The following is an 11,994-nucleotide window of genomic DNA, read 5'->3' on the forward strand; positions in this document are numbered from 1 at the left end:
GGACTCAACTCACTCCACCCGGTTGCCGTGTTCATCCCAGTGTGCGGCAACCTTTTTGCTCGGTTGGACACGTGGCGGCTCGCCGGGCATCTTCGGGTAACTCGGCGGGTACGGCATGTCGTGCAGCCCGTCGGCGTCGTCGCGCTGCACCATCTCCAACAGTGGTTCGAGCCCGACGCGGTGCTCGGCGATGTCGGCCATCGGATCACCGCGTCGGGCAACCAGGTCGGGGACGGTGGCCATGGTCGCGTCGTCGGGGTATATCTCGGCGAGTTCGGCCCACGACACCGGCGTCGACACGCGGGCGTTGGCGCTGCGGCGCACCGAGTACGGCGAGGCCATCGTGCGGTCCCGCGCATTCTGGTTGAAGTCAATGAAGATCCGTTCTCCGCGTTCCTCTTTCCACCAGGAGGTGGTCACCGCATCGGGATCACGACGCTCCATCTCGCGCGCGATCGCGATCACCGCACGGCGGGTGGCGATGAAGTCCCACTGCGGCTCGATCGGCACGAACACGTGAATACCGCGCCCACCCGAGGTCTTGGGGAATCCGGTGTATCCGAGTTCGTCGAGCAATGGGGCGAGCACATCGATCGCCACCCGACGCACATCGTCGAAATCGGTGCCCGGCTGCGGATCGAGATCGATGCGCAACTGGTCGGGATGATCGTTGTCACCATCATGGGTGGGCCAACTGTGAAAGGTGACGGTACCGAGGTTCGCTCCCCACACGATGTCGGCAGGCGCTTTGGGGCACAGCGCATCTCCGGTGCGTCCGGAGGGGAACGTGATCCGGGTGGACGGAACGTGCTCGGGACGTTTCTTGGCGATGTGTTTCTGGTAGATCTCGTCGCCCTCGATACCGTCGGGGAAGCGCTGCAGGAAGGTGGGCCGGTCGCGCAGCGCGCCGTCATGATCGGGCCGTCGCCGCCGTCGTCGAGTAGGGCCATCTGCCGGTAGTAGCCGACCAGATCGCGTTTGCGGCCGCCGTTTTCACCGAGTTCGGGGAAGTAGATCTTGTCCGGGTTGCTCATACGTACGGCGATACCGCCGACATCGAGTTCTTCGGCGGGCGAGCGAGAAGCCATGTCAGTCCTGCCCTTCCAGCACATCGTGCAGGTCGTAGGTCAGCGGCACGTCGAGCTGCTCGTATCCACAACTGTCGGGCTCGCGGTCGGGACGCCACCGCAGAAACTTGACGGTGTGCCGGAAGCGGCCATTCTCCATCTGGTCATAGGCAACCTCGGCGACGAGTTCGGGCCGGATCGGAATCCACTCCCCCGACTTCTCCGAACGCCACCGCGTCGGTTCCCCGGCAGAGGGTTTGTCCGGGTCGAGACGCATCGGCTCGAACATCTGCTGCAGCTCGACGCGCTTGGCATCGGTGAAAGCACCTGCACCACCGACCATTCGCAGCTCGCCGTCGTAGAACAGCCCGAGCAGCATCGACCCCAGACCGGTGCCGCTCTTGTGCACCCGGTAGCCGATCACCACACAGTCGGCGGTCCGCTTGTGCTTGACCTTGATCATCTCGCGTTTGTTCTCCACGTAGTGGCCGGCAAGGCGTTTGGCGACGACGCCGTCGAGTCCGGCGCCCTCGAACGCCGAAAACCAGTCCTCGGCGACGGCCGGATCGGCGGTCACCCGACTGACATGGAATCGGCGCTCGCGTCCGCCCGGTCCGATGGCCTCCACGAGCGCCTCCCGACGGGTGAGGAAAGACTCGTCGACGACGCCGACGTTCCCGAGCGCCAGGGCGTCGAAGCCGATGAAGATCGCCGGTGTGGTCTCGGCCAGCATCGCGACCCGCGACGCCGCCGGATGGATGCGCTGGGCCAGCGAGTCCCAGTCGAGTCGATGAGTGTCGCTGATGAGTGAGGGCACCCCGATCTCCCCGTCGAGCACCACTTTCAGGGGCAACTCCTCGCGGGCGGCGGCAACGATTTCGGGAAAGTAGCGTGCGAGGTCCTTGCCACCGCGAGAGCCGATGACGACCTCATCGCCGTCGCGAAAGATCAACGCGCGGAATCCGTCCCATTTCGGCTCGTAGGACCATTCCGGATTGTCGGCGGGTTGGGCCGGAACCGCGCTCGCCGCTTTGGCGAGCATCGGCGCGATCGGAGGAGTGACGGGGAGATCCACCTCACCATCGTCACCCACTTGTAGCCTCTAGGGCAATGACCGAACACCCTGGCGTTTCCGCGGTCGGCCCGGCAGGTCGATTCGCCCCGTCGCCCTCTGGAGACCTCCACGTGGGCAACCTGCGTACCGCCGTGTTGGCGTGGCTGTTCGCCCACACGACGGGACGACGGTTCTTGCTGCGCATGGAGAATCTGGACCGCACAGCCGTCGGTTCGGACGCCGGACAGATCGCCGACCTGCACGCACTCGGCCTCTCCTGGGAGGAGCCGGTGCTCTATCAAACCGATCGCCTGCCACGCTACCGGCAGATCATCGACGATCTGACCGCGGCCGGACAGACCTTCGAGTGCTTCTGCACACGCCGCGAGATCCTCGAGGCACCCAGCGCACCGCACACACCGCCGGGCGCGTACCCGGGAACCTGCCGCACCCTGACCGTCGCGCAACGCGAGGCCAAGCGTGCGGCCGGCCGCCCACCGGCGATCCGGATCATCGCCGACCGCAGCACGTTCACCGTCGACGACGTACTCCACGGCCACTACACCGGTGCGGTCGACGACTTCGTCATCCAACGCGGTGACGGCACCCCCGCCTACAACCTGGCCGTGGTCGTCGACGACGCGGAGCAGGGCATCGATCAGGTCTGCCGCGGCGACGACCTGTTGTCGTCGGCGCCGCGACAGGCGTATCTGGCGACACTGCTGGGCTATTCGCCGCCGACCTACGCCCATGTCCCCATGGTGCTCAACCCCGACGGCGTCCGGCTCAGCAAGCGCGACGGCGCGGTCACCCTCGCCGATCTCGCAACCACCGGCGTCGATGCCGGCATCGTCCTCGATCACATCGCCGTGTCACTGGGTCTCGCCGCAGCGGGCGAGCACATTGACATCGCCACGCTGGCAGCGAGATTCGATCCCGCTGTGCTACCGCGCACGCCGTGGATCGTGTCCGATCTCGAGTGGCGCTGACTGCGCTTGGCGCACCGGTCGCGGCTGCGCTCAGCTCGCGGTGGCAAGCAGTCGGGTCAGAACGTCGTCGATGGACAGCACCCCGATGACCCGGCCGTCGTCGACGACGACCGCGATGTGATTGCGGTACTGCCGCATTCGGCTCAGGGCGTCGTAGACCGGAAGTGCGGGCGTCATTTCCAGCACCGGCCGCATGAGGTCGGCGGCGCTCGCGTCGGGGGCGGCCTCGAGACAGTCCCGGACGTGGACGACACCGCTGACCCGCGGCCCGTCGCGGACCACGAGACGCAGATGCCCGCTGTCCCGGGCCCGTGCTTCGATGACGGCCGCCGTCGCATCGTGATCGACCCCATCGGGATCGACCACCGTCGCCACGTCCGCCACCGTCAACGACGCGAGATCCAATGCGCTCGAGAGGTGTTCATGATAGCGGGCCTCGAGCGTGCCGACGGTCGCCGAATGCTCGACGAGCTGGCGCAACGTCTCCGGATCCTGCCCGGAAGCGACCTGGTCGACGGCCTCCACACCGACCATCCGCAGCACCCGGTTGGCCAGCCTGTTGAGTTGGACGATCACCGGGCGGGTGAACCACATGAACATCCGCATCGGGATGGCCAACAACACCGCCGACCGTTCCGGGTGGGCGATCGCCCACGACTTCGGCGCCATCTCACCGACCACCAGGTGCAGGAACGTCACGATGATCAGCGCCAGGACGAATCCGGCGATGTCGGCCAACCACAGTGGCGCGCCGATGTTCTCGAACGCCGGCGTCAGCCAGTGATGGACGGCCGGCTTGGTGACCGCACCGAGCGCCAACGTGCACACGGTGATCCCCAACTGCGAACCGGCGAGCAGTACGGACAGTTCCGACGCGCTGCGCAGGGCGGCACGCGCGGAACGGCTGGTCGCCGCGGCATCTTCGAGGCGGTGTCTGCGCGCAGCGATCAGCGCGAACTCCACGGCGACGAAGAAGGCGCTGGCCGCGATCAACGCGACCGTCACGGCGAGAACGACCCAGGGGTTGCTCATCGCTGACTCTCCTTCGGTGATTCGTCGGCGGCCGGGACGGTCTCGCGCGTCACGTGCACCATCGCGGGTACGCGGTGGGCGATCTCGACGACCGTGGCGATCAGTCGCGGCGGGAGCGCCGGTTGGTCGTCGACGAGGCCGGCCGGGTCGGGTTCGATCGGTAGCACCACGCTGTCGCCGACGTCGGGCAGTTCCCCCGCGGTGGCGATGACCAGACCGCTCAGCGTTTCGTAATCCCCTTCGGGGAGTTCGTATCCCAGCGTGCGGGACACCTCGTCGAGGTGTGCGTCACCGCGGATCGCCCAGCCGTCGGCGAGCACAGCGATGGGGCCGGTGTCGGCGGGATCGTGCTCGTCGTCGATCTCACCGACGAGTTCCTCGGCCATGTCCTCGGTGGTGACGATGCCGGCGAATCCGCCGTATTCGTCGATGACTACCGCCATCTCGTCGCCGGCGGCAGTGATGTCGTCGAGTACCTGCGGCAGCGGCAGTGTCGTCGGGACGATCACCGCGGGGCGTGCGAGGTCGCGGGCGGTCCTTGCAGTCGGTGCCGGGGTCGCCGACCATTCCAGGATGTCGGCGAGGTGGACCACCCCGACGACGTCGTCGGTGCCCGCATCGATCACGGGATAGCGTGTGTGGCCGCTCGCCATCCGGCTACGGACCGCGGCGAGATCGAGGTCGGCGGGCACGGTGTCCACGCGCGGACGCGGGATCATCGCGTGATCGGCAGCGCGGGTGGGGAATTCGAGAACGCGATCGAGAAGCTGGGACAGTTCCGCGGGGATCTCCCCGGCCTGCGCCGACTCCGCGACGATGTGTTCGAGGTCGCGGGGCGTCGCCGAATGCTCGACGTCGTGCACCGGTTCGATGCGCAGCGCCTTGAGCAGCAGGTTGGACGCCGCGTCGAACACCGTGATGAGTGGACCGAAGATCTTGAGGTAGGTGCGGGTGGACAGCGCGAGTCGACGGGCGACCGGTTCGGGACGGGCGATGGCGAGGTTCTTCGGGAACAGTTCGCCGAAGACCATCTGGATCACCGTCGAGAACAGCACCGCGAGGATCGTGCCGATGGCCACGCCGACCGACACCGGGACCCCGACGTCGCCGAGCAGGTCACCGAAGCCGCTGCCGATGAGCGGTTCGGCGACGTAGCCGACGAGCAGGCCGGTGACGGTGATGCCGAGCTGAGCGCCGGACAGCATGAATGATGTGCGTCGGGTCACTGCGAGCGCACGGGTTGCGGCGGTGTCGCCCGCCTCGGCGCGTGCCTTGAGGCGGGATCGGTCGACGGCCATGTAGGCGAATTCCTGGGCGACGAAGTAGCCGGTCAGCGCCGTGATCACCAAGACCACCAGGATGCCGATGAGGATTCCGAGCAATGTCAGCAGCATGATGCCCCGCTCTCGGGGGGCATGACCGCGGCTCGGTCAGAAAACGGTGCCCCCGGATGGGGGCCGGATCGTCGGGGTTTCTTGCGTTTGCGCTTCGCGCGGGTCATCGGAGCTTTCGGTCTCGGGTCGGGGGTGGTTCACATGATACGCAAAGCCAACGGGTCGGGCGCTCTCGGAGTTCCCGGGGGCGCCGTCGGCGGAAAGACGGCCGCCGTCGGCGTTAAAACGAGCGCTGTCGGCGGGGAGAAGAGCGCCGTCAGCGCGCGGCACGGCCGGCGTAGTAGCGACCGAGGAAGTCGTCTCGGTAGGCCTCGTAGTCGCCGTTCTCGACGGCGCGGCGGGCCCCGTCGACCATGTCGATGACGAAGGAGACGTTGTGCAGGGTTGCCAGCGTCGCCGCGAGCCCTTCCTTGGCCTTGAACAGGTGATGCAGGTAGGCGCGGGTGTATTGCGAGGTGTAATTGGTGATCTCGGGGTCGATCGGCCCGAAGTCCTTGCGGTAGCGCGCGTTGGTGATATTGACCCGGCCGTCGCGGGTGTAGACGGCGCCGTTGCGCGCGACCCGCGTCGGCGAGACGCAGTCGAAGGTGTCCGCGCCGTTCTCGATGGCGGTGAAGATGTCATCGGGCTCGCTGATACCGAGGAGATGTTTGGGTGCGTTCTCCGGAAGCTCGGTGTTGACCCAGCCGACGATGGTGCCGAGGTTGTCTTTCTCCAACGCACCGCCTATCCCGTAGCCGCCGAAGCCTTTTCCGCCGTTCTCCCGGTCGATGCGGGACAGTTCGGTCAGATCCCGCGCGGCCTTGCGTCGTAGATCCTCGTACTGCGCGCCCTGCAACACGCCCCACAGCGCTTGCTGCGGGCGGTGGCTGCGCTCGACCGAGAGCCGATTGTGTTCGGCGAGACAACGAATCGCCCAGAGCCGGGTCCGCTCCAACGAATTCTCCTGATAGCCACGGGTGTTCATCAGGGTGGTGAGCTCGTCGAAGGCGAAGATGATGTCGGCGCCGAGCTGATGCTGGATCTGCATCGACACCTCGGGGGTGAAGCGATGAAACGAGCCGTCGAGGTGCGACTTGAAGGTGACGCCGTCGTCGTCGACGTGGGAAAGTCGTTCGCGCCCTTCGGCGATCTTGTGATCATCCTGCTCGCCGGTCACGTCCATCGAGATGACCTTCTTGAACCCGGCGCCCAGCGACATCACCTGGAACCCGCCGCTGTCGGTGTAGGTGGGGCCCCGCCAGTTCATGAACGCACCCAGCCCGCCGGCCGCGTCGATGATCTCCGGCCCCGGCTGCAGATACAGGTGATAGGCGTTGGCCAGCACCGCTTGTGCCCCGAGCGCGGCCACCGACTCCGGCAGCACGGTCTTGACCGTCGCCTTGGTCCCGACCGGCACGAACGCGGGCGTGGCGATCTCCCCGTGCGGCGTCGTGATGACACCGGTGCGCCCCAATGTGCCGGGGAGTCGGGTGCCGATCCGGAAGGTGTCGTGCGAACTCACCGGAGCATCTTCGCAGGCCATGAGCGTGCAGCTCAAACCGACGGTTGTCGTCTGTTCGTTCTCCGGGGCGGGTTCGCTACGGTGAAGACCATGTCGCATCCCACTTTGACGCGCTGGTCGGCCCGGTCGTTGGCGGTCGGCGGTATGGCCGCACTGGCCACGGTGTCGCTGGCCGCATGCGGTGACGAACAGCAGTCCGGTGCGCAGGACTCCTCCGCCGCCCCCTCGGTCACCACACCGAGTACAAGCGTGCCGGTCGTCGCCGGCCCGAGCCCACAGTCGCGCACCACCGAGGCGTCCTCGGGCGCTCAGTCGGCCTCGACCTCGTCGACGAGCAAGACCTGCGGCAGCGTGGCCGGCCCCGACGGCGCGCTGCGCGTGCTCGTGCTCGCCGGCGACGTCGACTGCGAGACCGCGAAGAAAATCGGCACCGAGTACAGCCCGAAGATCGCGACCGGCCAACAGCAGAAGGTCTCCGGTTGGACGTGCGGCCCGTCGGAGGTCCGGGGCATCCTCGCCGCCTGCCAATCGGGAGACAAGGTCCTCGGTTTCACGCCCTGACCGACCGCATCCCGTTCCCACCGGCGCGACTTGACCCTCACGTGACGTGAGACCCGAAGGTGTGGGGAGTGAGCGAAGGACATCCCGAAGTGCTGACGGTCGGCGCCACGGCGCGGCTCGTCGGAGTCAGCGTGCGAACGTTGCACCACTACGACGAGATCGGCCTGGTGACGCCGTCGGCGCGCACCCATGCCGGCTACCGCGTCTACGACGACGCCGACGTCGAACGGCTCCATCAGGTCCTGACCTACCGGGAGCTGGGATTTCCTCTCGAACAGATAGCGACCCTGCTCGACGATCCGTCGGCCGACGCGCTGGAACACCTCTCCACCCAGCGTGATCTGCTGCACGACCGTATCGCTCACCTCACCCGAATGGTCGCGGCTGTGGAGGACATGATGACTGCGAAGAAGACCGGTATCGCGTTGACGGCGGCCGAGCAGGCCGAGATCTTCGGCGACGACTGGCTCGGCGACGAGTACGCCGACGAGGCACAGGAACGTTGGGGTGACACCGATGCGTGGCAGCAGAGCCAACAGCGCACCGCCGGATACTCGAAGGACGATTGGCGTCGGATCAAGGAGGAGACCGACGCCTTCGAGACACGCGTGGCCGATGCGATGGGCCGCGGTGTGAGCCCTGGGTCCGCGGAGGCCAACACCCTGGCCGAACAACATCGGGCCGCCATCGAGAAGTTCTACGACTGCGGCTACGAGATGCAGGTGTGCCTGGCTGACATGTACGTCGCCGACCCGCGTTTCACCGAGCATTACGACGGTGTCGCGCCGGGCCTGGCGACCTACCTGCGCGAGATCATCCGGGCCAACGCCGCGAAACAGCAGACGACATAGCTGTTTTCTCGCAGCGGTATCACCCCAGTGCGTCGGCGACCCGCTCGAGTGCGGCCACCCGACTGCCCTTGACGAGCACCACATCACCCTCGGTGAGGTCGTCGAGGGCGGCGACGGCGGCCTCGACGTCGCCGACGTGCCGGGCCACCGTTCCGTAGGACGGTTCGTCGACGGCGATCACCTCGACCCCGAGTGATTGCGCCTGCTGCGCGATCTGCTCGTGCGCGGCCGGTGCATCGGCCCCGAGTTCGGCCATCGTGCCGAGCACCGCGATCCGGCGGCGACCGTCGAGCGCGGCCAGCGACCGCAGCGCCGCGGCCATCGATGTCGGGTTGGCGTTGTAGGCGTCGTTGAGGATCGTGACACCGGCGTCGGTGGTGTGCAGTTCCATCCGCAACCCCGACAGCGCCGCACCGAGCAGGCCGTCGGCCATGGCCTCGACGGGCACCCCCAGCCCGCCGGCGGCCGCGGCCGCGGCCAGCGCGTTGGACACCTGGTGTTCGCCGCGCGCACCCAGACTGACCTGCGTCGACCCCCACGGCGTGTGCAGCCGGAACGATGCGCGCAGGGCCGCGTCGACGGTGATGTCGGTGGCGCTGACGTCGGCCGACGAAGTCAGCCCGTACCTCAGCACCTGCGCCGAGGTGCGCTCGGCCATCGCGGTCACGCGCTCGTGGTCGGCGTTGAGGACGGCGATGCCGTCGGCGGGCAGCGACTCGACGAGTTCGCCCTTGGCCCGGCCGACCGCATCGATGTCGCCGAACAATTCCAGGTGGACGCCCTCGACGCGGGTGACGATCCCGACGGTCGGGCGGGCGATGGCGCACAACTCGGCGATGTGCCCGACGCCGCGCGCCCCCATCTCGACGACCACGGTCTCGGTGTCGTCGGGGGCGTTCGCCAGCGTCAGCGGCAGGCCCAGTTCGTTGTTGAACGATTTCTCGCTGGCGGCGGTGACGAAGGTCGTCGCGAGCACCCCGGCGAGCAGGTCCTTGGTGGAGGTCTTGCCGACCGACCCCGTCACCCCGACGACGCGTTCGGGCAGACGGCGACGTACGAGTCGTCCGACGTCGGCGAGCGCGGTTGCGGTGTCGGCGCAGGTGATCGCGGCGGCGGCGACGTCGGCGCGCGGGGGCTGCGAGGTGAGGTATGCCGTGGCGCCCGCGGCGACGGCCGAACCGATGAAATCGTGTCCGTCGCGGGCGGCGACGATCGGGACGAACAGTTGCCCGGCGGCGACGGCACGCGAATCGATGGTCGCGCCGGTCACCGTGACGTCCTCGCCGTTGGTCAGCTCTCCGCCGACGGCGTCGGCGATCTCACTTGCCTGGATGTGCACGCCCTAACGCTATCGTGACCCCATGGCCTCTCCCCTGCTGCGTCTGATCGTGCTCTACGGCGGTGTGTCCGCCGAGCACGACGTCTCCCGGGTCACCGCGGCGCACGTGATCGCCGCCGCCGACCCCGCCAAGTACGAGGTGAGGCCTATCGGCATCGCCAAGGACGGCACCTGGGTGCGCAACGACAAGGTGATCGCCGCGCTCGCCGAGGGCACCGAGCTGCCCGGTGAACTCGAGATCGCCGGTACGGCCGTCGAACCGCTCGCCGAGTTGCGCCGACAGTCCGACGACGCCATCGGTGTGGTGTTGCCGCTGCTGCACGGACCGCACGGTGAGGACGGCACGATCCAGGGCATGTTGGAGCTGTTCGGGCTGCCCTATGTCGGCGCCGGGGTGCTCAGTTCCGCGGTGTGCATGGACAAGGCGATGGCCAAGGTGGTTGCCGCGCAGGCCGGGATCCCGCAGTGCCGGTGGCTGGAGTTCCGCGATGGCGTCGACGATCCGCGCACCATCGCCTTCCGGGCTATCGAAGAGATGGGGCTTCCGCTGTTCGTCAAGCCCGCGAACATGGGCTCGTCGGTGGGGATCACCAAGGCCCACGATGCCGCCGAACTCGACGCCGCGATCAATCTCGCGCTGCGCTACGACGACGTCGTCGTCATCGAGGAAATGGTCGACGGCCGTGAGGTCGAGGTGGCCGTGCTCGGCAATGCGCTGCCGGAGACGTCGGTGCCCGGTGAGATCATGCCGGGCAGCGAATTCTACGACTACGAGGACAAATACATCACCGGTGCCGCGAAGCTGGTGATCCCGGCACCGCTGTCGGCGCAGGCCGCCGCCGACGTCCGCGAGCTCGCGGCGAAGGTGTTCACGGCGATGCGTTGCGCGGGCATGGCGCGCGTGGACTTCTTCTACGAGGAGTTCGGTCGGGGCTGGCTCCTCAACGAGGTCAACACGATTCCCGGTTTCACCCCGGGCTCGATGTATCCGAAGCTCTGGGATGCCACCGGACTGCCCTACCCCGACCTCATCGACCGCCTGGTCACGCTCGCGCTCGAATCGCATCGCCGTCGTACCGGGTTCTCCACCGAACACTGACGTAGCATCGATCCCGTGAGCGGCACCGACCACGCGACCAGCACCGATGATGCTTTGCCCCAGCGACCTTCGGTGTTGCGGGTGTTGGTGTACTCCGACGACGCCGACACCCGTCGCCAGGTCATCGGCGCGCTGGGCACCCGGCCTGTGCCCGATCTGCCGGAGTTGAGCTTCTTGGAGGTGGCGACCGGGCCGATGGTCTTCGCCCAACTCGATGCCGGCAACGTCGACGTCGCCATCCTCGACGGTGAGGCCTCGCCCGAGGGTGGGCTGGGTATAGCCAAGCAGATGAGCGACGAATATGATCCGCGGCCGCCGACGCTGGTGTTGATCGGTCGCGCCGCCGACCGCTGGCTGGCCGACTGGTCGCGGGCCGACGCCGCCGCGACGCTTCCCGTCGATCCGATCGAGTTGCCCGCCGCCCTGGGCGACATGTTGCGCGGAAGACTCTCGCAGCAACAGTCCTGAACAGGTATTTCGGCTCCCGGTCGGGACGGTCGTCCGAAAACTCCGCCAAATGTCTCGACACGGCGGCATGCGCTTGTAAGGTTGTGTTGTAGCTCACATCAGCCCGCTACTACCCAGCAGCTCACACCCACTGAGCGAGCGCACGGAGGGAGTCGATCGGCGATGAACGCCTATGTTCCGATCCTCGTTCTCGGCGCGATCGCGCTCGGCTTCGCGGTGTTCTCGGTCGTCATCGCGTCGGCGGTGGGGCCGCGCCGGGCCAACCGCGCCAAACTCGATGCCTACGAGTGCGGTATCGAACCCATCGGCGGCGGTTCGGGGACGTCCACCCTGTCCGACGTGAGACGGACTGTGGTGCAGAGAATTCCGGTCAAGTACTACCTGACCGCGATGCTGTTCATCATCTTCGACATCGAAATCGTCTTCCTCTACCCGTGGGCGGTGGCCTTCGACGCGCTCGGCTGGTTCGGCCTGGCGGCGATGGCCCTGTTCATCGTGAACGTGTCGGTGGCCTACGCCTACGAATGGCGCCGCGGCGGGTTGGGGTGGGACTGACGTGACAGATCCGGCACGAGTCGAGCACAAGGGAGCGCACCGATAGCGAGTTCGGCACACATGTGCCCGTGACCCGTCCGG

11 protein-coding genes and 1 pseudogene are annotated in these 11,994 nt (G+C 67.3%); 6 read left to right on the forward strand and 6 right to left on the reverse strand.

The annotated features are described in order from the left end of the window. Nucleotides 1–9: 9 nt before the first annotated feature. Nucleotides 10–1,088, reverse strand: a pseudogene (locus tag P3L18_RS05745) (DNA polymerase domain-containing protein). Nucleotide 1,089: 1 nt separating this feature from the next. Next, the gene (locus tag P3L18_RS05750) at nucleotides 1,090–2,142 is read right to left on the reverse strand and encodes an ATP-dependent DNA ligase (protein WP_079928605.1); all 1,053 of its coding nucleotides are present in this window, start codon (nucleotides 2,140–2,142) and stop codon (nucleotides 1,090–1,092) included. A gap of 35 nt (nucleotides 2,143–2,177) precedes the next feature. On the opposite strand from P3L18_RS05750, the gene gluQRS reads away from it, so the two are divergent. Next, entirely contained in the window at nucleotides 2,178–3,110 is a 933-nt protein-coding gene (gene gluQRS, locus P3L18_RS05755; protein ID WP_276113544.1) for a tRNA glutamyl-Q(34) synthetase GluQRS, read from the forward strand. Nucleotides 3,111–3,140: 30 nt separating this feature from the next. Here gluQRS and P3L18_RS05760 read toward each other — a convergent pair whose 3' ends face one another. The 3 genes from P3L18_RS05760 to tgt form a co-directional block, all read right to left on the reverse strand. Next, complete coding sequence (locus P3L18_RS05760; RefSeq protein WP_276113545.1) at nucleotides 3,141–4,142, reverse strand: hemolysin family protein; 1,002 nt, start codon at nucleotides 4,140–4,142, stop codon at nucleotides 3,141–3,143. Beyond that, complete coding sequence (locus tag P3L18_RS05765) at nucleotides 4,139–5,536, reverse strand: hemolysin family protein (protein ID WP_276113546.1); 1,398 nt, start codon at nucleotides 5,534–5,536, stop codon at nucleotides 4,139–4,141. The genes P3L18_RS05760 and P3L18_RS05765 overlap by 4 nt, the downstream gene beginning before the upstream one ends. A 256-nt stretch (nucleotides 5,537–5,792) precedes the next feature. Continuing rightward, nucleotides 5,793–7,061, reverse strand: coding sequence for a tRNA guanosine(34) transglycosylase Tgt (gene tgt / locus P3L18_RS05770; protein ID WP_276113547.1), 1,269 nt, complete (start codon nucleotides 7,059–7,061; stop codon nucleotides 5,793–5,795). Between the two features lie 69 nt (nucleotides 7,062–7,130). Between tgt and P3L18_RS05775 the strand changes: the two genes are divergently transcribed. Then, nucleotides 7,131–7,601: a hypothetical protein gene (locus P3L18_RS05775; RefSeq protein ID WP_276113549.1), complete on the forward strand. Its 471-nt coding sequence runs from the start codon at nucleotides 7,131–7,133 to the stop codon at nucleotides 7,599–7,601. 68 nt (nucleotides 7,602–7,669) lie between these two features. Further along, nucleotides 7,670–8,452, forward strand: coding sequence for a MerR family transcriptional regulator (locus P3L18_RS05780; protein ID WP_079928588.1), 783 nt, complete (start codon nucleotides 7,670–7,672; stop codon nucleotides 8,450–8,452). 19 nt (nucleotides 8,453–8,471) lie between these two features. On the opposite strand, the gene murF is transcribed toward P3L18_RS05780, so the two are convergent. Then, on the reverse strand, nucleotides 8,472–9,791 hold the full coding sequence (gene murF, locus P3L18_RS05785; protein ID WP_276113550.1) for a UDP-N-acetylmuramoyl-tripeptide--D-alanyl-D-alanine ligase: 1,320 nt from the start codon (nucleotides 9,789–9,791) through the stop codon (nucleotides 8,472–8,474). A 22-nt stretch (nucleotides 9,792–9,813) separates the two neighbouring features. On the opposite strand from murF, the gene P3L18_RS05790 reads away from it, so the two are divergent. From P3L18_RS05790 to P3L18_RS05800, 3 genes are all read left to right on the forward strand, one after another. Beyond that, nucleotides 9,814–10,890, forward strand: a complete 1,077-nt coding sequence (locus P3L18_RS05790) for a D-alanine--D-alanine ligase family protein (RefSeq protein WP_006371684.1) — start codon at nucleotides 9,814–9,816, stop codon at nucleotides 10,888–10,890. Nucleotides 10,891–10,905: 15 nt separating this feature from the next. Next, entirely contained in the window at nucleotides 10,906–11,358 is a 453-nt protein-coding gene (locus tag P3L18_RS05795) for a hypothetical protein (RefSeq protein ID WP_276113551.1), read from the forward strand. A 162-nt stretch (nucleotides 11,359–11,520) separates the two neighbouring features. Then, complete coding sequence (locus P3L18_RS05800; protein WP_006371686.1) at nucleotides 11,521–11,913, forward strand: NADH-quinone oxidoreductase subunit A; 393 nt, start codon at nucleotides 11,521–11,523, stop codon at nucleotides 11,911–11,913. The last annotated feature ends 81 nt before the right edge of the window (nucleotides 11,914–11,994 follow it).

This window comes from Gordonia sp. N1V (assembly GCF_029269935.1).
Lineage (GTDB): Bacteria > Actinomycetota > Actinomycetes > Mycobacteriales > Mycobacteriaceae > Gordonia > Gordonia polyisoprenivorans.